General features: G+C 69.7%; 16 protein-coding genes and 3 pseudogenes. 12 read left to right on the forward strand and 7 right to left on the reverse strand.

Translation table 11 applies throughout. From position 1 onward, the window contains the following. Positions 1-372 precede the first annotated feature (372 nt). The 4 genes and pseudogenes from sigK to ACFW01_RS28010 all read left to right on the forward strand — a co-directional run. On the forward strand, positions 373-984 hold the full coding sequence (sigK, locus tag ACFW01_RS27995; protein WP_384507971.1) for an ECF RNA polymerase sigma factor SigK: 612 nt from the start codon (positions 373-375) through the stop codon (positions 982-984). Further along, positions 981-1,796 carry an anti-sigma factor domain-containing protein gene (locus tag ACFW01_RS28000; RefSeq protein WP_384507974.1) on the forward strand — a complete coding sequence of 272 codons (816 nt, stop codon included), beginning with the start codon at positions 981-983 and terminating at the stop codon, positions 1,794-1,796. Before sigK ends, ACFW01_RS28000 begins: the two co-directional genes overlap by 4 nt. A gap of 926 nt (positions 1,797-2,722) precedes the next feature. Next, the gene (locus tag ACFW01_RS28005) at positions 2,723-3,259 is read left to right on the forward strand and encodes a hypothetical protein (RefSeq protein WP_384507977.1); all 537 of its coding nucleotides are present in this window, start codon (positions 2,723-2,725) and stop codon (positions 3,257-3,259) included. Positions 3,260-3,342: 83 nt separating this feature from the next. Beyond that, positions 3,343-3,429: pseudogene (locus tag ACFW01_RS28010) on the forward strand (helix-turn-helix domain-containing protein); the annotation flags it as partial. Positions 3,430-3,595: 166 nt separating this feature from the next. Here the strand turns inward: ACFW01_RS28010 and ACFW01_RS28015 are convergent. Together ACFW01_RS28015 and ACFW01_RS28020 are read right to left on the reverse strand one after the other, a co-directional pair. After that, the gene (locus tag ACFW01_RS28015; protein WP_384507980.1) at positions 3,596-4,201 is read right to left on the reverse strand and encodes a hypothetical protein; all 606 of its coding nucleotides are present in this window, start codon (positions 4,199-4,201) and stop codon (positions 3,596-3,598) included. 228 nt (positions 4,202-4,429) lie between these two features. After that, positions 4,430-5,191: pseudogene (locus ACFW01_RS28020) on the reverse strand (molybdopterin-dependent oxidoreductase); the annotation flags it as partial. 90 nt (positions 5,192-5,281) lie between these two features. On the opposite strand from ACFW01_RS28020, the gene ACFW01_RS28025 reads away from it, so the two are divergent. The 4 genes and pseudogenes from ACFW01_RS28025 to ACFW01_RS28040 form a co-directional block, all read left to right on the forward strand. After that, complete coding sequence (locus ACFW01_RS28025) at positions 5,282-5,464, forward strand: hypothetical protein (RefSeq protein WP_384507983.1); 183 nt, start codon at positions 5,282-5,284, stop codon at positions 5,462-5,464. Between the two features lie 234 nt (positions 5,465-5,698). After that, positions 5,699-6,712 (forward strand): SDR family oxidoreductase, encoded by a 1,014-nt coding sequence (locus tag ACFW01_RS28030; protein ID WP_384507986.1) that lies wholly within the window; start codon positions 5,699-5,701, stop codon positions 6,710-6,712. 100 nt (positions 6,713-6,812) lie between these two features. After that, complete coding sequence (locus tag ACFW01_RS28035) at positions 6,813-9,875, forward strand: FAD-binding and (Fe-S)-binding domain-containing protein (RefSeq protein WP_384507989.1); 3,063 nt, start codon at positions 6,813-6,815, stop codon at positions 9,873-9,875. Between the two features lie 42 nt (positions 9,876-9,917). Further along, positions 9,918-10,200: pseudogene (locus tag ACFW01_RS28040) on the forward strand (plasmid stabilization protein); the annotation flags it as partial. An 80-nt stretch (positions 10,201-10,280) separates the two neighbouring features. Here the strand turns inward: ACFW01_RS28040 and ACFW01_RS28045 are convergent. The 3 genes from ACFW01_RS28045 to ACFW01_RS28055 are packed head-to-tail and all read right to left on the reverse strand — an operon-like array spanning position 10,281 to position 15,042. After that, the gene (locus tag ACFW01_RS28045) at positions 10,281-12,074 is read right to left on the reverse strand and encodes a glycoside hydrolase family 15 protein (protein WP_384507992.1); all 1,794 of its coding nucleotides are present in this window, start codon (positions 12,072-12,074) and stop codon (positions 10,281-10,283) included. Continuing rightward, positions 12,071-13,201 (reverse strand): enolase C-terminal domain-like protein, encoded by a 1,131-nt coding sequence (locus tag ACFW01_RS28050; RefSeq protein ID WP_384507995.1) that lies wholly within the window; start codon positions 13,199-13,201, stop codon positions 12,071-12,073. The genes ACFW01_RS28045 and ACFW01_RS28050 overlap by 4 nt, the downstream gene beginning before the upstream one ends. Further along, positions 13,198-15,042: a thiamine pyrophosphate-requiring protein gene (locus ACFW01_RS28055; RefSeq protein ID WP_384507999.1), complete on the reverse strand. Its 1,845-nt coding sequence runs from the start codon at positions 15,040-15,042 to the stop codon at positions 13,198-13,200. Before ACFW01_RS28055 ends, ACFW01_RS28050 begins: the two co-directional genes overlap by 4 nt. Positions 15,043-15,593: 551 nt before the next feature. Between ACFW01_RS28055 and ACFW01_RS28060 the strand changes: the two genes are divergently transcribed. Continuing rightward, positions 15,594-15,734 carry a hypothetical protein gene (locus ACFW01_RS28060; RefSeq protein ID WP_384508002.1) on the forward strand — a complete coding sequence of 47 codons (141 nt, stop codon included), beginning with the start codon at positions 15,594-15,596 and terminating at the stop codon, positions 15,732-15,734. Positions 15,735-16,989: 1,255 nt separating this feature from the next. Here the strand turns inward: ACFW01_RS28060 and ACFW01_RS28065 are convergent. Next, positions 16,990-17,616, reverse strand: a complete 627-nt coding sequence (locus tag ACFW01_RS28065; RefSeq protein ID WP_384508005.1) for a phosphatase PAP2 family protein — start codon at positions 17,614-17,616, stop codon at positions 16,990-16,992. Then, positions 17,616-18,296: a DedA family protein gene (locus ACFW01_RS28070; protein ID WP_384508008.1), complete on the reverse strand. Its 681-nt coding sequence runs from the start codon at positions 18,294-18,296 to the stop codon at positions 17,616-17,618. The genes ACFW01_RS28065 and ACFW01_RS28070 overlap by 1 nt, the downstream gene beginning before the upstream one ends. Positions 18,297-18,446: 150 nt before the next feature. Between ACFW01_RS28070 and ACFW01_RS28075 the strand changes: the two genes are divergently transcribed. From ACFW01_RS28075 to efeO, 3 genes are all read left to right on the forward strand, one after another. Continuing rightward, a complete protein-coding gene (locus ACFW01_RS28075) occupies positions 18,447-18,818 on the forward strand; it encodes a BlaI/MecI/CopY family transcriptional regulator (RefSeq protein WP_384508011.1) in 372 nt (123 codons plus the stop codon). Further along, positions 18,815-19,756: a M48 family metalloprotease gene (locus ACFW01_RS28080; RefSeq protein WP_384508014.1), complete on the forward strand. Its 942-nt coding sequence runs from the start codon at positions 18,815-18,817 to the stop codon at positions 19,754-19,756. The genes ACFW01_RS28075 and ACFW01_RS28080 overlap by 4 nt, the downstream gene beginning before the upstream one ends. 124 nt (positions 19,757-19,880) lie before the next feature. Continuing rightward, positions 19,881-21,044, forward strand: coding sequence for an iron uptake system protein EfeO (efeO, locus tag ACFW01_RS28085; protein ID WP_384508017.1), 1,164 nt, complete (start codon positions 19,881-19,883; stop codon positions 21,042-21,044). The last annotated feature ends 17 nt before the right edge of the window (positions 21,045-21,061 follow it).

Here is a 21,061-nt window from a genome sequence, read left to right on the forward strand (position 1 = left end):
GGTCGCTGCGCAGCGCGACGAAGGGGCGCTCCCCCGACGTCCACTGAGCGACGGTCCGCCAGCCCCCGGCGGCCGCGCGGTCGAGCAGGGCGCGGAGATCGCCGCCTGGGCCGTGCGCCGACGGTCGCCACGCTGGCGTGCGACGGGCTTCGGTCTCGCTGGAGTGGCAGAAGCCTCGCATCCGGCGTAGCAGCGGCTACGAACACCCTGTAGTGCCGCACGCTCGCGTACCGCTCTCGAGTCTCGTTCCTTGCTCGCCTGCTCGAGGCGTCACGTCCCGCAGGGAGGTGAACGCGTCAGGCGGACGGCCCATGAAAGCGTGCGCTTCTCCCGCACAGGACGCAGGGTCGAGCAGAGCCGTGAGGAGCACCGATGAACGAGAGAAGGGACGGTGCCGCAGAGGACGACTCGGAGCCCCACTGTGGACCGTCGTCCCGCGCAAACCGGGTGGACGTATTACTGACGCGCACAGCCGTGGGGGACGAGCAGGCGTTCGCCGGGGTCTACGACGCCCTCGCACCGCAGGTGATGGGACTGGCCTACCGGGTGCTGCGGGACCAGGCGCAGTCGGAGGAGGTTACCCAGGACGTGATGGTGGAGGTATGGCGCAACGCGAACCGGTTCCGACCGGAGCGGGGATCCGCTCGGAACTGGGTGCTCACTCTCGCGCATCGCCGAGCCGTGGACCGGGTGCGGTCGGTCGCCGCGGGCCGCGCCCGTGAGCTGCGAGTCGGGGCCCGGGACCGGAACCGGCCCTTCGACACCGTGGTCGAAGAGGTGGAGGGGCGAGAGGAACATCGCGTGGTCTTCCGCTGCCTGGCCGGACTTGCCAAGCATCTGAGACTCCCCCTGGTACTGGCGTACTACGAGGGACTCACGTACGCGGAGGTGGCCGATGCACTGGCTGCTCCCGCGGGCACCGTCAAGTCACGGATGCGGCAGGGACTGCGGCACCTGCGCGAGTGTCTGGAGACGGGGTCATGATTGCCGACGACGACCCGCACAACGATGCCGGAGCCTATGTGCTGCACGCTCTGCCGCCCGACGAGGCGCGCGCCTTCGAGAGCCACCTGGCCAACTGTGCGGCATGCTGGCGCGAGGTGGAGGAACTGTCCGGCGTGGCTGCCCTGCTGGGGGCGGCCGAGGCCCGCACTCCGCCCCCGCAGCTACGAGACAGAGTGCTCGGACTGATCATCGTAGTGGGCCAGGAGCGGGGCTCACTCGAGCCGTATGGGCCTGCCAAGCAGCAGGAGACGCCGGTCCGCCGTGCCGAAGTGAGAGAGCGGTGGTACCGACGCCGTGCCCGGCGTCTTGGTCTGGCCCTGGCAGCGGCTGTCGCGGCCGCGGTCGCTCTGGGTGGCGCCACTTGGTGGCAGTACTCGGAAGCCGACAGCGCACGTCAGCAGGCCGACAGCGCCCGTCGGCAGGCCGCCGCCGCCGATGCCGAAGGCGAGGCACTCACCGACCTTTTGGCCGCCCCCGACGCGACCATCAGCACGGCGGAGCTGTCCCAGGGCGCGACGGCCAGCGTGATCGCCTCACGCACTCAGGAACAGGCCGCGTTCGTTGCTGCGGGCCTGCCGCCGCTCACCGACGACCGTACATACGAACTCTGGTACGCGGAGGCCGGAACGTTCCGGCCCGCTGGCCTGCTGGCAGGCGTCGGCGGACGCCTCGCGCACATCCTTGAACGACCGCTCGAAGGGGCTACCGCCGTCGGCATCACCGTGGAACCCGCGGGTGGTTCGAAGCAGCCCACCACCGACCCGCTCGGCGTCATCACCGTCCCGGCGTGATCCACGACCCCTAACTCGGACTGTTTCTGTCTTGAGCATGGCCGTAATCGCAGGAGCGGTATGGGCCGCGTGGCTGGGCGGGACCAGCATCGCGATGTCGGCGCGGATGGTACGGCGACCGGCACGTACGAGGTATGGCAGATCCTGGGCCTGGTGGTGACCTTGCTGGTCCCGTCGACGTGGGCGGCGTCCTGCCGCCACGTCCCGGTGAGCGGTGATCGGCACGACGGCGGGTCTGGCCGTCGCGGCGTACATCGACTGGTCGGACCATGCGAGCAGTCTGATCGGGGTGGGGTCCTGCTGCCGGTGCTGGGCAGCCTGGCCGGGAAGGCGGCCACTTCGGCGGTGGTGAGTGTTTGCCTGCGGTCCTGTCTTGGCGTCGGCTCGTAGGCGCATGTCCGGGCGCGTCGGGTTGAAGCTCAGGACGCGCCCAAGGGCGCGACCCGCGAGCGGCGCGGCCGCGAGGCCCGGATCGTCGCCACGACAGCCCCGGATCCCGCCGTCCCGAGGCCGCCCTTCCAGCCGCGCGGCCCGCTGGTTCAGCGCTTCCTCATCGCCGTTGTCCAGGACAGGCGCACGAAGTGGAACTGGTTGCCGTGCCGTTACCGCTGCTGCCACAGCAGGCAGGGGAGCCGACCAGCCCGCGTTCGCCGCTTCCTGGTGCGTCGCGAGGCCGTACGCCGCGTACGCCTACAGCTTCTCGACGAGCCGGGACGACGCAGAGCAGCAGCACGCCTGAGGCTACTCCGATTAAACATGCCGCATGCAGCTAGTGCGCGTCAGGCAACGTCCCTCCCTGTTGCGGTCCGATCGCGGCGTCGGCTGGGTTCGGGGAGTGTCGGGAGTGAGGCCGCAGGTTGGCGAGACGCTCGCCAACTCGAGAATCCTCCGGTCGGCGGGCTGGTCTTCCGCCTAGGGTGTCGATCATGTTCAAGGCAGGAGTGGGGTTCTTCGCATTGTTCGGGCTTGGCTGGTGGTTGCTGGCCACGAGTGCGTTCGACGGCCTTGCACGGCTGGTCGAGGGCGTGGTCGGCTGCGCCGTAACCTTGGGGTTGATGCTCGCCGCGCGCCGGCTTCTCCCCTCGTCGGCAGGGGGTTCATTCCCCGCGGAACGGCGTCGGCGGTTCAATCAGATCAACGGTCTCCAGTGGCTGCTGATCGTCGTCATCGCCGTGGTGTGCGCCCGCGCCGCAATGCCAGTGCTCATTCCCCCGCTGGTCGCGATTGTCGTTGGGCTCCACTTCCTTCCGCTCGCAGGGGTGTTCGAGCAGTCCCGGCTGCGGGTGCCGGCGGTGCTGTTGATCACGGCCGGTGCATCGGGCATGGCCGTCTGGCTCACGAACGGCCCGGACAAGACCGTTCGCCTCGTAGTGGGCCTCATCTCTGCGCTTTGCCTGTGGGGCATGGCAATGTGGACGGTCACCGGGGCAGCTTCCGCTGCCGAGCACGGCATCCGGGAGTGAGGGGGCCAGCGGCACAAGACACTCACCCTGTAGGAGTGCAGAGCGGGTGATGGTGCGCGAGATCGAGGAGTTCGAGGACAGGCGACTGCTTCCACAACTTCAATACCCACTGCATTGACTCCCTGTATCCGAAGTACAACGACGGTCGGCCGAAGACCTTCACCCTGCCTAATACTCCAGTTGCAGTTCGCTATCTCTGCTGGTCAGAGGCGCCTTCTTGAGTCTATTCGGCTGCCGTGGCGTCAGGTGCCGGAAGTTCGTAACCTCCACCGTGGCGGCGACGGTAGTGGCAGCGTCGTGCGGTTGCCTGATGGCGGCGCCGCCACCAGGACCAGCTCAGTGCGTGATCGGTTTTCCGCCGGTGTGTCGGTGGGCGACGGTGAACTGCCAGGAGCCGCCGGACTTCTGCCACGGTGAGGGGTGCAAGGTCACCGGAACCGTTTCTGCGACCCCCCTTGCCGTCGGTGCGGTGGCGGACATGGCCGCGAGGAAGGCGTGGGCCAGCATGGCGAGGGCGATGTGCCGGTAGCAGCCCGGATAGCGTCGGACCTCGTACTGATCCAGGCCGCATTCGTTCTTCGCGGCCTGGAAGCACTCCTCGATCGCCCACCGGCTGCCGGCGATCCGGGCCAGCTCGGCAACCTCAGTGCCGACGGGTGCGTAGGCGAGGTAGTAGGCGATCTCTTTCGGCCGGGTGAGGCTGCGGCGGGCGAGGACCCACCGGTCGTGCGTGGGCTGATCACCGTCGAAGTCGTGGACGGCCGGCAGTTTCGCCGCGGCCCAGTCATAGACGCGAGGCCCCTTCGCCCCGTCACCGCAGGAATGACGTTCCCAGGCTTCATCCGGCGCTTGGGCGATCACGAGATCGATCCGGCCCAGCGCGGGGACGGGCTGGGACTTCGGGACGGCCAGGACATAGCCGATGCTGGCTTCCTCCAGCATTCGCCGCAGCCGCCATTCCTGGGGGTGAGGTCGGCGTGGCAGGCGAGTGGTGACCAGCAGGACGGCGGCGGTCCTGACGCTGACGCCGGGTATCGACGTCAGGACTTGGGAAAGAGACATCCGATGCAGTTGATCTGTCAAGGCTGGCAGCCTGGGAAGTCTGTCGGAGGTGTGTGGCAGCATCCGCAGCATGACGAGTACATGTCGGCGTACACGGGAACGTACTCTTCTCCGCAGCCGCGTACGGACGAACGTCCCCAGCTTTGACCGCGGGCAGCAGTGCGGCAGAGGACCCGGTTAGCAGGCGCGGCGGGTCTCTCCCCGCGAGACGGTCCAGCACGCGCATCCACTCGCACCGGCTGGCTCTCGGCGATGTGGTGACCGAAGAACGCGATCGCGTCGGCGTGCTCGTAGTTGCCCGGCTGCCCGTCCGAGCCGAAGCTCTCCTGAAGCGCCTCCCCGGCGGCGGCCGTACACAGCCGGGTGTGCCGTCGAGATGGGTGGTGCCGACGCCGCCCCGCGCGAGCACGGCGAGGGCGTAGTACTCCTCCAGGAACAGCTGCCCCGAGATGTAGGAGCCGATCGCTCCCGGGCTCGCTCATCGAGCAGCTCGCGCGAGCGGGCGGCCACCAACTCCATGGCGGTGTCCCATCCGCCTCCACCAGCCGCCCGTCCCGACGTACCAGCGGCCGGGTCAGCCAGTCGGAGCCATTCGCCTGCCAGTCGAACAGGTCTTTAGGACCGAGCCGACCCCGGTTGACCCGCTCCACCTCACGGCCCCGCACGCCCACCATCCGGCCGTCGGCCTCCGCGACGTCTATGGCTTCGCCGTCGGAGTGCAGGATCGACGCCGCCTGCACCCACCGCTGCACGGACGCTCGCGTCACCCCCTCTGCAAGGAAGTGTCCACCTGCCCTGGCCAGCTCCCGTGCCGCCCGCAGACCGTCCTCGCCCCCACGGCTGCGCGATACGACCCATCGAGTCCACCATGCCGTTCTCCTGCCCGTGTACCGGTGCCCGGCCCGGGGTACCCGCGCCGTGGAACTGACTCAGATGCCTGAGGCAAGGAAGGAGGGTCGCGTGTCCGAGAGCCGCGAACACAACGAGGAGCGTCCGGAGAGCGCGCTGGAGGAGATCTTGCGCGAGGTGGAGGACGCTGAGACCCGCGATCCAGCGTCTGCGACCGAGCGACGGCACCGGGGCGAGGCCGGCGACGCCACCTCACCGAACACCGGAGCCCAGAACGACAGCAACGGCGACTGAAGCGAGACCGGACTTCGCGACGGGTGCTCGAGCGCATAGCTGTTGGGCACGGAGCGAGGCCTGAAGGCGTGGTGCCGGCTGTGGAGAGCGGCTGCAGAGCTGGTGCCCCGCGCCATGCGAAGGCTGGCCAAGAGGCGGTAGGGGCCGTCCACCCGTGAAGCGGCACGCCGACGAAGCAGAGGCAGGACCCGGCAGGTAGATCCGTGGCAGCCGGTGAACCAGGACGGAGAGACAATGAGCGGGACGAGTCAGCGGACGGTCGTGGTGACCGGGGCCAGCGGAGGGATCGGTCGGGCAACCGCCCGCATGTTCGCTGAACGGGGCGATCGGGTGGCGCTCCTGGCGCGGGGCCGGGCAGGTCTGGACGCGGCGGCGGCCGATGTACGGCAGGCCGGAGGGCAGGCGCTGCCAGTCGTCACCGACATGGCGGAATGGGACCAGGTGCGGGACGCCGCCAAGCGAGTAGAAGAAGAGCTGGGCCTCGTCGACGTCTGGGTGAACAACGCCTTCACCGCCGCGTTCGGCAAGTTCACCGACGTTCCCCCGGAGGAGTTCCAGCAGGCGACGAGGTCGACCTACCTGGGGTACGTCCACGGCACCCGGGCGGCCCTCGACCACATGCTGGCACGGGACCGCGGCGCGATCGTGCAGGTCGGCTCTGCGCTCGCCTACCGCGGCATCCCCCTCCAGAGCGCCTACTGCGGTGCCAAGCACGCCATCCAGGGCTTCACCGAATCGGTGCGGTGCGAGCTGCTGCATGACAAGTCGTCCGTCCGCATCACGATGGTGCAGATGCCGGCCGTCAACACCCCCCAGTTCTCCTGGCTGCGCACCCACCTGCCCCAGCACGCCCAGCCGGTTCCCCCGATCTACCAGCCCGAGATCGCCGCCCGTGCCGTACTGCGCGCCGCCGACCACCCGCAGCGCCGGGAGTACTGGGTGGGTACGTCCACTGTGCTGACGCTGCTCGCCAACGCCGTCGTGCCGGGCCTCCTCGACCGCTATCTAGCGCACACCGGTTTCGACGCCCAGCAGACCGACGCCCACGCCCAGAGCGAAGGGCCCGGCAACCTCTGGGAACCCGCCGACGAGGATGAGGACTACGGCGCCCACGGCGTCTTCGACCGCCAGGCGTACACCCACAGCCCCCAGACATGGGCGAGCCGTCACCACCTGGGCAAGGCCCTGGCCGCCGCCGGGCTCGCCGGGGCGGGCTATGCCGCCCTGCGCCGCCGCAGCCGTCCCTGAAAGCCGAGACCCGCCCACCCGACGCACCGCGCGGTTTGCGTGCGCCGGGCCCGGGATACACGGTCGTGGCACTCCCGCCACCCCCAGTGGAAGGCCGTTCATGGACCCGGTCGATCTCCCCCTTCCCATAGTCAAGCGTCCCCGGTCGCAGACCGACGCGCAGGCACTCGAACGGGAGTTGCGGGCCAGGGTCGACGGAGAGGTCCGGTTCGACGCCGGCACCCGGGCGGCCTACTCGACGGACGGCTCGAACTATCGGCAGGTGCCCATCGCGGTGGTGCTCCCGCACACGGTGGAAGCGGTACAGGAGACAGTCGCCGTCTGCCAGGAGCTGGCGGCGCCGCTGCTGTCTAGGGGCGGAGGCACCAGTTTGGCGGGGGAGTGCTGCAACACCGCCGTCGTCATCGACTGGAGCAAGTACTGCCACCGCCTGGTCTCCGTGGATGAGGACAACCGGCGCTGCGTGGTGGAGCCGGGCATCGTCCTGGACGACCTGAACCGGCAGCTGGCCGAGTACGGCCTCATGTACGGGCCCAAGCCGGCCACCCATCCCAATTGCACCATCGGCGGGATGATCGGCAACAACTCCTGCGGGTCGACCGCGCAGGCGTACGGCAAGGTTGTGGACAACCTGCACCGCCTGGAAGTCCTGACCTACGACGGTGTCCGCATGTGGGTGGGGCGGACGGACGAGGAGAACCTGGAGCGGCTCATGGAATCCGACGGGCGCACGGGTGAACTGTTCCGGGGCCTGGCGGCGCTGCGAGACCGGTACGCCACTCTGATCCGCGAGCGCTACCCCGACATTCCGCGCCGCGTCTCCGGCTACAACCTGGATTCGCTGCTGCCCGAACACGGCTTCGATGTCGCCGGTCTGCTGACCGGTTCCGAGTCCACCCTGGTCACCGTCCTCCACGCCGAGCTGGACCTCGTCCCTGTACCGCAGGAGACCGCCCTCGTGGTCCTCGGCTACGAGGACATCTGCCGGGCAGCCGACCACATACCCGCGGTTCTGGACCACGAACCGGCCGCACTGGAGGGCGTGGATCACCAGCTGATCCACTTCCAGCAGGAGAAGCACCTGAACTCGAAGGCGCTCAAAGTTCTGCCCGACGGCCAGGCCTACCTGATGGTCGAACTGACCGGCGACACCCGCCAGGAGGTCGAGGACAAGGCGCGCGCCCTGATCGATGCCAAGCCGGACGACGTGGACCACACCTGGTACGACGACCGGGAGCACATGAGCGAGCTGTGGCAGGTGCGGGAGTCCGGGCTCGGGGCCACCGCGCACGTGCCCGGCAGACCCGACACCTGGGAAGGCTGGGAAGACTCGGCCGTGCCAGTCGACTGCCTCGGGGACTACCTCCGCGACCTGAAGAGGCTTTACGAGGAGTTCGACTACGGGCACCCTTCCGTTTACGGGCATTTCGGCCATGGCTGCGTCCACACCCGCATCCCCTTCGACCTGGAGTCCGAGGCGGGCATCGCCCGGATGAGGGCGTTCGTGGAACGCGCCGCCGACCTGGTGGTGTCCTATGGCGGTTCGCTGTCCGGGGAGCACGGCGACGGGCAGTCGCGGGGGGAGCTGCTGGGGAAGATGTTCGGGCCCGAGCTGATCGAGGGGTTCGAGAGACTGAAGGGGCTCTTCGACCCGGGCAACCGGATGAACCCCGGCAAGGTGGTCGTGCCGTACCGGCTGGACGAGAATCTCCGCCTCGGAGCCGATCACCTGCCGTGGGAGCCGGAGACGGTCTTCGCCTTCCCGGACGACGACGGCAGATTCAGCCGGGCGGCGACCCGGTGCGTCGGCGTCGGCAAGTGCCGCTCCTCGGAGGGCGGAGTGATGTGTCCCAGCTACCGGGCCACACGCGAGGAGGAGCACTCTACCCGGGGCCGCGCCCGCCTTCTGTTCGAGATGGTCAACAACGACGGCGACTCACCCATCACGGACGGCTGGCGGTCCGACGCCGTTCACGACGCCCTGGATCTGTGCCTCGCCTGCAAGGGCTGCAAGACGGACTGCCCGGTCAACGTCGACATGGCCACCTACAAGGCGGAGTTCCTGCACCACCACTACAAGGGTCGGCTCCGTCCCCTCGCGCACTATTCGATGGGGTGGCTGCCGGCGGTTGCCCGAGTCGTGGCACGCGCGCCGCGCACCGTCAACGCCCTCGCGGCGGTGGACTGGGTGGCGCGTGTGGCGAAGGCACTCGGGGGAGTGGCGCCGCAGCGGCAGGTGCCGGTTTTCGCGGAGCAGCGGTTCACCGAGTGGTGGCGCCGACGCGGCGGATCCCGCGGCAGTGGGCACCGGGGCGAGGTCGTGGTCTGGCCGGACACGTTCACCGACCACTTCCACCCCGCGATCGGCCGCGCCGCCGTGGAGGTCTTGGAGGCAGCCGGTTTCCGCGTCACGGTGCCCGAAGCCGTGGTCTGCTGCGGACTCACCTGGATTTCCACCGGTCAGCTGGGCGTCGCCCGGCGCGTCCTCGGCCACACCGTTGACGTGCTCCGCGAGGACCTGCGCCGCGGTACCCCCGTGGTGGGCCTGGAGCCCAGTTGTACGGCTGTTTTCCGGTCCGACGCGGGCGAGCTGCTGCCGAAGGATCCCGACGTGGAACGGTTGCGCGCCCAGACCCGCACCCTCGCGGAACTGCTCGTCGAACGGGCCGACGACTGGGAGCCGCCCCGGGTCGATGCCCGGGCGGTGGTGCAGCGCCACTGTCACCAGTACGCCGTCATGGGCTTCGATGCCGACCGGGAGATCCTCCGGCGCGCCGGGGTGGACGCCGATTTCCTCGACGAGGGCTGCTGCGGACTTGCCGGCAACTTCGGTTTCGAGAAGGGTCACTACGAGGTCTCCATGGCCTGCGCCGAAGCCGGTCTCCTCCCCGCCGTACGGGAGTCGGACGCGTCGACACTGGTCCTCGCGGACGGCTTCAGCTGCCGTACCCAGGTCGACCAGTGCGACGCCGGACGTACGCCGCTGCATCTGGCGGAGGTCTTGGCCGCCGGGCTCAAGGGTCACACCGCGGTGCCGGAGCGGCCGCAGGCACCAGGTGCGCGCGCGCTGCTTCCCACTGTCGCGGCTGGTGCCGTCGTGACGCTCCTTGGAGTTCTGACGGCCGCACGGCGCTTGAAGCACACAGGACGACGGAGGCAGTGACAGACGCCCTGTGAGCAAGCTCATGATCGAGAAGGAGTGGAAATGCCCACAGGATCGGACCGCAAGCGTGCGCGTCAGTACGAGCACATCAAGACATTTCATGAGGAGCGGGGCGCCTCCACGGCCGTGCGAAGGAAACCGCCGCCAGGACCGTGAACAAGGAACGCGCCCGTTCGGGTGAGTCACGGTCCGCCAGCCGCACCTCCACCGGGGATCCCAAGTCCGCCCCCCTAGTGTGGAAGCGGAGGGTCCGGGAATGGCAAGGGCCCTCAGGGGCGGACTTGCTGGCGATCAGCTCTACAACGAGGCTCGGCAGAGGAACATCAGGCACCTAAAGGGAGACGGGACCGAGACCGGCGGCAGAAGTTGGCTGCTACTTGGGCCCCTGCTGGACTCTCGGGTCTGTCACCGGCCCTCCAACGCGGGCCCTCCCTGACCACCGCCGAAGCGTGCCGAACACTCCAGGAGAAGGGCGTGCACGAAGCCCTGCGGCAGATTCCCCCGCAACTGGCGCTGCCTGACGTCGTACTCCTCGGCGAACAGCCCGGCGGATCCGCAGGCGGAACGGGTCCGCTCGAACCACCTCAGCGCCTCCTCCCTCCGGCCCAGAGCCTGGGAGGCCAGCGCCATCATGAAGCCACAGAGCAGAAACGCCCCCTCGGCATCGCCCAGCGGCTCGTCGCCGTGGTGGAAGCGGTAGACGTAGCCGTCCTCCGTCAGCCTGTGCAGCACTTCGGAGCACGTGCGGGCAAGGCTGGGGTCGGTCCGCGGCACCGCCCCGCGGGCCAGCGGCAGGAGGAGGGCCGCGTCGGGGCCCGGGTCATCTGCGGCGCGCTGCCAGTAGCCGTCGGGGTGCAGGCAGCGCGCCCGGGTGGCGTCCATGATGCGGTCGGCCAAGCGTGCCCAGTCACCGGACGCACGCGTCAGGTTCTGCTGCTCGAGGGCGCGCAGGCCGGCGACACAGCTGAGGCGCGAGTGCGTCCACCAGCGTTCCTCCAGTTCCCACAGCCCCGCCTCCGGTTCCTCCCAGCTCTCGGCGACGGCCTCCGCGGCCCGGCGGGCCGCTTTCACGCCCCGCGCATCGAGCGCGTCATGGCGGGCGGCAGCGGCGAACAACTGGAGAGCCTCGCCGTACGCGTCCAGCTGGAACTGCCGCCCGGCCCGGTTGCCCGCTCGGTCACCGCCTCCCGGGTAGCCGATGAAGGGCAGCGAGTGCTCGGCCGGCGGCGGGCGGCCGTCGACGGTGTAGGCGGGGCGCAGCCGGGGACCGTCCTCCAGGATGCGGTCGGCGACGAATCCCACCGCGCGGTCCAGCAGCCTGTGCGGACCGTGTGTGGCGACCGCGATGCCGGCGTAGCACTGGTCGCGGATCCAGGCGTAGCGGTAGTCGTAGTTGCGGCCGGTGTCGGCGCGTTCGGGCAGCGCGGTGGTGGCCGCTGCCACCATGCCGTCGTGCGTGCTGGTCAGCCCGTTCAGCACGGCATAAGTCATACGGGTGTCGCGGGGTGCCGCAGTGCCGGAGCAGTCGGGCACGGCCGTCCTCCACCAGCGTTCGGTGGCGTCCCAGAGCGCCCGCGGGAGCAGCGGGGCGTCCTGCGGTTCGGTGGCGATCTCTAGTACGAGGTCATGGGTTTCGCCCTCGGGCAGGCGTAGGCGGGCGGTCAGCCCGCCGTCATCGTCCACATGCGGGTTGTCCACGCCGGCGAGCCTCAGATGGAGGGGACCACTCTGGGCCCGCCACAGTCCGTCCTCCCGTCGGTGGACGCCCGTCATGGCCTGCCGGCCGTAGTCGGCACGCACGTCGAGATCAACGTCGACGACGGCCTCACCCCGTTCGGCACGGACTTGGCGGACCAATACGACCCGCCCGGTGTCGGCGGGTGCGGCCAGGGCCTCCCGGCAGGAGATGACGGTGTCGGTGGTCACCCATCGGCTGACCCGGATGAGCGTGCCGTCCTCGTAGTACCCGCCCCACACGTTCCAGTGGTCCGCGGGACCGACCCGGAAGCGGCCCGGGCCGCCCATGAGGCCGGAGAAGACCGCGCCGCTGTGCCAGGTGGGTGCGCACAGCCAGGCGATGCCACCGCGCGGGTCGAGGAGCGCGCCGCGCTCGCCGTCGGCGATCAGCGCGTAGTCCCGCAGCACCCACGGTCCTCCCGCGGCCGCTTTCGCGTGGTCCGTCCCGTCGAAGGCGTTCATGCTGTGCGGTACTCCTCAGCTACCCGTCGGTTCAGGGTCAATCCGTGCCCCGGCTCGCCCGAAGCGCCCGGGGCGACCGTTCCGCCGCAGGGGTCGAGCGTGCCGCGGAACAGCAGGTTCTCCAGGCGAACGTGATCATGGAACCACTCCAGGTGCCGGGTGTTGGGCACGGCGGAGGCGACGTGGGCGTGCAGGTGCGGGGCGCAGTGACCGGATATCTCCAGACCCAGTCCCTCGGCGACGGCGGCGGCGCGCAGCCACACGGTTACCCCGCCGCAGCGGGTGACGTCGGCCTGGAGGCAGTCGACGGCTCCCGATGCGGCCATCCGGGTCAGGTAGGGCAGGGAGTAGCCGTACTCGCCGGCGGCGACGTCGGCCGTGACCGCGTCGCGGACGACGCGCAGGCCCGTGAGATCGTTGGAGGAGACGGGCTCCTCCAACCAGGTGACGCCGAGGTTCGCCGTCACGGCGGCCACCCGGACAGCCTGCTTGCGGCTGTAGCCGCCGTTCGCGTCGACGTACAGGCCGGCGCCGTCCCCGATGACGCGGCGGGCCAGCCGTGTCCGGTGCAGGTCACGCTCCTGCTCGCGGCCCCAGGACTCACCAATCTTGATCTTCACCCGGTCGATGCCCTGCTCGCTCCAGCCGCGCAGCTGGCGTTCGAGCTGTTCGTCGTCGTACGTGGTGAGGCCGCCGCTGCCGTACACCGCTACCGATCCCCGGGCCGCTCCGAGCAGACGTGTCAGGGGGAGGTCGAGGAGGCGCGCCTTGAGGTCCCACAGGGCGGTGTCGACGGCGGAGATCGCCCCGGCCGCGATGCCGGGACGGCCGGTGTTGCGGACGGCCCGGCTCATCCGCTCGTTGGCGGCGGGGACGGCGAAGGCGTCGTGCCCGGTGACGAGCTGGGCCAGTTCGTCCGTCACGACGCGCGCCGTGGCGGGGGATCCGTAGGTCCAGCCGATGCCGGTCCGGTCGGCTGCTGCGGCCTCGACCAGGACCATGGTCGTGGAGTTCCAGGTCAGGGTTGCGTCGCCGCCGGGCAGATCGGTGGGCACGGTGTGGACCGACACGGACAGGCGGTCGACGGCGGGACCGCTGTCGACCGCAGGGTCGTTCTCCCGTCTCACTTGTTTTCTTCGCTGCTGTCGTGGGGGCCCGCGCCGGGCCGGTCACCGCGGTGGCGGCTGCCCGGCAGCATTTCCTGGACCTTCGCCTTGAGGCCCTGCCGGATCATGCCCTGCCGGTCGCTGTCGCCGTGCAGGACCGCCGAGGCGGCGGCCTCGATCTGGTCCAGGGAGGCGTGCGGCGGGATGGGCGGCACGGCGGGGTCGGTGCGGAAGTCGATGACGAAGGGCCGGTCGGCGGCGAGCGCGCGGTCCCAGGCCGCCTCCACGTGCTTCGGCTTCTCCACCCGGACCCCGTCCAGGCCCAGGTGCCGGGCGATGTCCGCGTAGGGCAGGTCGGGGATGTGCTGCGACGCCTCGAACTGCGGGGCGCCGGACATGGCGCGCATCTCCCAGGTGACCTGGTTGAGGTCACCGTTGTTCAGCACCGCGACGATCAGCCGCGGGTCGGACCACTCGCCGTAGTACTTGGCGGCGGTGACCATCTCCATCATGCCGTTCATCTGCATGGCCCCGTCGCCGACGAGGGCGATCGCCGGCCGGTCGGGGTGGGCGAACTTCGCACCGATGGCGTACGGCACGCCCGGGCCCATGGTGGCCAGGGTGCCGGACAGGGAGCCCCGCATCCGGCCGCGCAGACGCAGGTGCCGCGCGTACCAGTTGGCGGCGGAACCGGAGTCGGCGCTGAGGATCGCGTCCTCGGGCAGCCGGCCGTCCAGGGCGTGGACGACGTACTCGGGATTGACCGGCTCGGCGCTGACGGCGGCCCGCCGCTGCATCACCTCCCACCAGCGCGCGACGCTCTTCTCGATCCCCTCGCGCCACCCGCGGTCCTCCTTGCGGTGCAGCCGGGGCAGCAGGCGTTGCAGCGTCTCGCGGGCGTCGCCGACGAGATTGACCTCGAAGGGGTAGCGCAGGCCGATCATGTGCGGGTCGATGTCGATCTGCACCGCCCTGGCCTGGTCCAGCTCCGGCATGAACTGCGTGTACGGGAAGCTGGAGCCGATCATCAGCAGTGTGTCGCACTCCTGCATCAGCTCGTAGGAGGGACGGGTGCCGAGCAGTCCGATGGACCCGGTGACGTAGGGCAGGTCGTCCGGGAGCGCGTCCTTGCCGAGCAGCGCCTTGGCCACCCCCGCGCCGAGCACGTCGGCCGCCTGCTCGACCTCGGCGCGTGCCCCGCGGGCACCCTGGCCGATCAGGACCGCGACCTTCTCACCGGCGTTGAGTACGTCGGCGGCGCGCCGCAGGTCCTCGTCGGCCGGGACCGGGGCGTACCGGCCGAGGCCCAGGCTGGAGGGCACCATCTTGAAGTCGTGGGTGGGCGGCTCGTAGTCCAGGTCCTGGACGTCCGCGGGAAGGATGATCGCGGTGACCGTGCGCCTGGCGTACGCCGTGCGGAAGGCCCGGTCGATCAGGTTCGGCAGCTGCTCGGGCACCGTCGCCGTCTCGCAGAAGTCCGAGGCGACGTCCTTGTACAGGGCGGCGAGGTCCACCTCCTGCTGGTAGGAGCCGCCCATGGCGCTGCGGTTGGTCTGCCCCACCAGGGCCACCACCGGAACATGGTCCAGTTTCGCGTCGTACAGGCCGTTCAGCAGATGGATCGCGCCCGGCCCCGAGGTGGCCGCGCACACCCCGACCCGGCCGGAGAACTTGGCGTAGCCCACGGCCTGGAAGGCCGCCATCTCCTCGTGCCGGGCCTGCACGAACCGCGGCCGGTTCTCCGCCCGCCCCCATGCGGCCAGCAGGCCGTTGATGCCGTCGCCCGCGTAGGCGAAGACATGCTCGACGTCCCAGTCGCGCAGCCGCTGCAGGACGTAGTCGGACACCTTCGTACTGGCCATGCGAGTTCGCTCCCTCACTGATCCCGGAGACCGGCTGGGTAACCGGGCCCTGGAGCGAGAAACGTCACGAGCGTGATCAGGTTCAGGCGTGCCACTGTCGCCTGCCTACGCTGCTACGCCGACGGCACGGGGCGCCGCCCGCGGGGCCAGTGACGACTGGCGCACCCGACTCTAATACGGCCGTGGCTTCAACCAGCACAACTTGTTCCCGCCTGAATGAGACGCAGGGAGGGCCCCGCTCGCCCGGACGCTGCTAGACCCTTTCCGCGGAGCGGGCAAGGCGGTGCGCACGGATGTGCCGAGGGCTGGTGACGGTGGCGTCGTCGGCGAGACGTCTGTCGTCGGTAACGGTGAGGAGTCGGGTGCCTGGTGTCCCGTTCCGCTCGGCTCGGGCCGCGCAGCCCCGCGTGTCGCACGCAGGTGCGGAGGACGTACTCGGGGAGCAAGCCGACTATTCGGGTCAATCTGCCGGATATATACAGCCATCCTCACAGAACATCAGCGCCTCAGCAGTGCACCTTCCTGGAGGCGTGTCCGTCAGGGGGTTGGGTGTGCTGACGATCAACGTAGCGGTGCTCCCGGCGGTCATCATCGTCGTACGGCTACGTCGGCGGACCCAGGCACACTTCGAGCAGGGCGTCCTGGACGTTGTCGGCCAGCTTGCCGCCGGCATCAACGACTCCGGCTGCTGATGACAGAGACCTGACCTCCGTGGTGAGGGCGCCGGGGCTTCTCTTGTGACGCAGCCCGTCAGACGCAGTCGAGGAGTTGCAGCGGAAGCCGGCGCGCGGATGAGTGGGGCAGGGCCCTGGTACCGGGCGCGGCAATTCCAGGGCCCCCGTACATGTCCCCGTGGGGGCGGGAGCATGTGCATCACCACGAGCAGCAACGACACTCGGACAGGCGGGGACACGGGGGGGGGACAATGTGTGGTGCTGCCCGGTCGTGGCGTCCCGCCGGCCGGAGGCCAGCGGGACGCTTGCGTCCATCATGGACCCGCGACGGTCGGGCAACGGCCCGGCCGTCGCACCCGCGTGCACCCGAACGGCTCGGTGCGCGGGTGGGGACAGGCCTCGCGCTCTACTGTGGCGAAACCAGCCTGTACCACTCCGCACCCGCGTACGGCTGTACGCCGTGTCCGGCCAGGGGGCACCCTTCTGCCCCCTGGCCGGGCCGGCAACTGCCGGGCCGGCCGCACGATCAGGACATCCGTGGACGGGGCTTCTTCAGGCTGATTGCTGGCGCGCCATTGCTTCATCGTGGTCGCGTCTACACCGATCTGCTCGGCCGCCGCCCGACCCGTCATGCCCCTCGTTCCCCCGATCGCGCCCGTCATAGACGAGAGGCCAGCAGCGCGTGCTTTCTCAACCATCGCCGCACGCCGCGGCTCCGCCGCGGCCGGGATTGCCTGCCGCGCTCCGGCCGCCCGCGCAGCCTGCAACACCGGCAGGCCACTCTCTACCGACCGCGCCTCCGCTGGGGTCTGTACGGTGAGCGCTGAGGGGGCAGAGTTGTTGATGGGGCCGACGTCGACGTGGAGACAGCCGTTGGCCTCCTGGCCGTAGGGGCAGACTGCGTGACGCGGCCGGGGGCGGGGTCGTAGTAGGAGTGGCCCGCCTTGTACCGGCCGGTCGACTTCGTGCACGCGCATGGCGGTAGGACTGGGGACGGACTCCGGTGGAGTGGTCCGCGCAAGGGCCGTCCGCCCGTACATGCAGATATGCGTCCACTTGCTCGTGCTGACGCCGCGGCAGCTTCGAGGGTAGTGGTTGACCGGCCCGATCTGAGAGGGTTGCGTCGGCTTACGCGGTACCGATACCGCCGCCTTCACGCCGAACTCCTTCCGGGCATGGGTGTCCAAGTGTGCTTGAGAGCTGTGTCGGTGTTGATGGCCCGGACCGGGATTCGCCAACTGCCCGGCTCAGGCCCGCGAGATGTCGGTGGCGGTCATGAAGTGATCAGGACGCGCAGACGGCTTCGGCCGACAACGCCGGCCAGGGCGGAGGCGCACCGCTGGAGCAGCAGCGCGGCGGCGACGGTGAGAGCGGTCCCGACCGCGATTCCGGCAAGGACATCGTGGGGATAATGAGCGCCGACCCAGACGCGGGAACCGGCCATCGCCAGCGCGCCGACGGCGGCGATCGCGCCGAGCCGGACCGAGACGAACCACAGGGCGACAGCCGCGGCGGCGGCCAGGGTGGCGTGGTTGCTTGGGAACGACCAGTCGTCAGGCGCCGGACAGGCCTCTATCGTGACCACGTGCAGGGACCGGCACGGTCGGTTCTCATGCACCGTCTGCTTCACCAGCGTGCTGAGACCGAAGGCGACCACGGTCAGGACAGGCACAGCCAGGGCTTTGATCGCCTGCGGCGCGCCTTGGCGGCGGGCCCGCCACCATCCGACGAGCATCAGGGCGGCGAACAGCGTCAGCCCGTACGACGAGTAGTCGGAGACGGCACGGTCGAACCAGGCCGGAGCACGGTGTGCCATGTCCACCACTTCGAGGTAGGCGGTCCCGTCGACTCCCGAACCGTCATACACCTGGGCGCCGGACACCCTCATGGTTTCCTGCATCAGGCACCGTCTCCGTCGGCCGGGCGGGCGCGCCGGGAGCACAGCAGCTCCAGGGCGATGGGGATCAGTGAGACGAGCACGAAGACTGCGATGATCGGCAGGAGGTGTCGGTCAGAGTCGGGAGCCGATGCGCTCAGACCGTCGTACCCGGCGGGCATCAGGCCCGCGGTCAACACCAGCCCGCCGAGGACGTACCAGAGGGTGAATGTTCGGGCGGGCACGGCAAGGGCTTCGGCGAGCGGGTCCAGTGCGGTCCGTACAGGCGGCAGGGAAGGGGCCCGAATGATGACCTTGGCGTGCCGGTACCGTTTAGGAGTGTGTGCGACGCGTTCGGCGCCGTCGCGGATCATGCCGGGCTTCGTGCGGGCAAGCAGCGCCGGTCCGGCGCTGCCGCCGAGCAGATGGCTTGTCTGAGCGCCGGCCAGGGTGCTGGTCGTAGAGGCGACCAGGGCCCCCGGAATGGGTAGGGGACCCGCTGTGGCGGCCGAGTCTTTGAAGTACAGCAGTCCGGCGGTGAAGAGCGGTGAGTCACCGGGGAGGAAGGAATCGATGAGCAGGCCGGTCTCGGCGGACATCACGACGGCCTTGCGGATCGTGGCGAAGGCGGCAATCGGCGACTGCGCGTCGACGACGTTCACGGCGAGCGGGAGTGGGGGTGCGGCGTGGTGCGCGAGCGTCATCGGCGCTGAGCCCCTTCGATAATGGGTTGTCGGGTATACCGGACACGAACAAGTACCGCTTCTACGGCGCGCGAGGATAAGGCCCTTTGCGTCTACAGTGCAGTAGTCTGTCTACTCTACTGTAGACGATGCGGCGGAGAGGACAGCTCCATGACCGACACGGTGGGCGAGCGCAGGCCCGCGGGCGAGCTGGAGGCCAGCGTGCTGGCGGCGCTGTGTGCGGCGGACCGTCCGCAGTCGGCGGCCGAGGTGAGAGCGGCGATACCGCAGGAGTTGGCACGAACCACGGTGGCGACCCTGCTCACACGCCTGCACGAGAAGAGCGTGGTGGGGCGGACGCCTGGCCGACGGGGGTTCCTGTACTTCGCGGTGGAGGACTCGCACGGCCTGACAGCCCGGCGGATGCATCAGGAACTCCGGCAGGACGATGACCGCAGCACGGTGCTGGCCCGGTTTGTCGAAGGACTCGACCCTGCCGACGAGGCGGAGTTGAAGCGTCTGCTGGAGGGAGGCGGCCGTTGATCGCCCTCCTGTTGATCCCTCTCGTCCTGCCCTGGGCCCTCCCGCCGCTGGCGCGGCGCGCCGTGGAGAGCGTGCGGTCCGAAGTCGCGCTGTGGACGGTCACCTGCGCGACGGCCGCGCTGGCCGTCGGCGTCATGACGTGCTTGGGAGCCCTGGTGCTGCCCCTCGCCCTGGCCGTGCCGCCGGTGGGTGCTCTCGCGGATCTGGTCCAGCCGCTGGCTGCGGGTCCTGAGCCGGTGGTGCTGGGCATCTCGGCGTTCGCGGCCGGCGCCTTCACCCTGGCCGTGGCCCGCGCTGTGTGCAAGGCGTTCGCGGAGGTGTCGCGGCTGCGGGCTGCGCGTACATACGTCGCCGACCTGCCGGACGCCGGAGGACTCTGCGTACTGGACGACCCGCGCCCCGATGCCTTTGCACTGCCGGGCGGCCTGCGCGGCTCGGACAGGATCGTGGTGACCTCTGGGATGCTGCGCGCCTTGGGGCCGGCGGAGCGGGAGGCACTGCTCGCGCACGAACGGGCGCACCTCGCTGCGAAGCACCACCTATTCCTCTCCGTCTCCCAACTCGCCGGCTGGTGCCACCCGGCCCTGGCCACTGTCGCCGCCCACGCGTCGTTCGCCGTCGAACGGGCGGCGGACGACGCTGCTGCCCGCCACTGCGGGGATCGCTCGCTCACCGCCCAGGCCGTGGGCCGGGCCGCGCTCGCCGCTAGTCGCACCGCAGCGGCGTCGGACAATGCCACACTGGCCCCGGCCGCGGCGACGGGGCCGGTTCCGGCTCGCGTTCGGGCCCTGCTCGCACCGCCACCTGTCCGGCGCGTGGTCCCCGCAGTGCTCGTGATTGCCCTGGTGTGCACGGCAGCCGGAGCTTCGTCACTGAGCGGCGCTGTCTGGCTTCACCGCGGAGTCGAAACGGCCCAGGGCCAGCACCCCTCGGAGTGACCGCTCCCACACCAGGGCGAGATAAGGGCAGCCTTTCCTCACCGCCTGCTTTTACGTAGACTCCGCTGCGGCCGGGCAAGTACGCCCATGCCCCTGTCCGACCTGCGCGAATTGAGGACCATTCATGTCCGCCAGACCTCGTCACCTGCTCCGCGGTACCGGTGCGGCGATAGCCGTCGCCGTCACCCTGTCGGGCTGCACGCAGAAGGCGACGAGCGATGACGGCGCAGTTTCGGTGACCGCCTCGGACTCCGCATGCAAGGTCTCCGAGACCGAGATCCCCGCCGGACACGTCACCCTGGCTTTGGAGAATAAGGGCTCCAAGGTCACCGAGGTGTATGTCCTTTTCCCGGATGACCGGATCGCGGCCGAGCGCGAGAACATCGGCCCCGGCACGAAGGCGACCCTGGTCACCGAACTCAAGGCGGGTGACTACGAGATCGCGTGCAAGCCCGGCATGAAGGGCGACGGCATCCGCCAGAAGGTGACGCTCACCGGCAAGAACACGGCCGCCACGCGCAGCCCGGAAGCCGATACCGCCGTCGCCTCCTACCGCTCCTACGTGCTGAAGCAGGCCGAGCAGACCCTGCCCAAGGCCAAGGCATTCACCGACGCGGTCAAGGCCGGGGACATCGAGCAGGCCAAGAAGCTGTACGCGCCGTCCCGGATCGGGTGGGAGCGCACCGAACCGGTCGCAGAGTCCTTCGGCGACATCGACCCCAAGGTCGACGTCCGTGAGGACGGCCTGGAGGACGGCCAGGATCCGAAGACCGACTGGACCGGCTGGCACCGCCTGGAGAAGGCGTTGTGGCAGGAGAAGAAGATCGGCGCCCGTGAGAAGGCACTCGCCGACCAGCTGATGGCGGACCTGAACGACTGGGTGAGGAAGGTCGGCACCGCCGAGATCACCCCAACCTCCATCGCCAACGGCGCCAAGGAGCTACTCGACGAGGTCGCCTCCGGCAAGGTCACCGGCGAAGAGGAACGCTACTCGCACACCGACCTGGTCGACTTCAAGGCCAACCTGGAAGGCGCGCAGAAGTCCTATGACCTGCTGAAGCCGGTCGCGCGGAAGAACGACGCCTCGCTGGCCAAGGAACTCGACAAGCAGTTCGCCGCTCTGACCAAACAGCTGGACGCCTACCGCACTGATAACGGCGCGGACGAGGACTCCTACACCTACACGTCCTACGACAAGGTCCCCGAGGTCGAGCGCAAGGAACTCTCCGACGGCGTCAACGCCCTGGCCGAGCCGCTGTCGAAGCTCGCCGCCGCCGTGGCGAAGTAGTGGACAACACGGCACGA

Origin of the sequence: Streptomyces sp. NPDC058985 (genome assembly GCF_042740985.1) — a bacterium.
Taxonomy (GTDB): domain Bacteria; phylum Actinomycetota; class Actinomycetes; order Streptomycetales; family Streptomycetaceae; genus Streptomyces.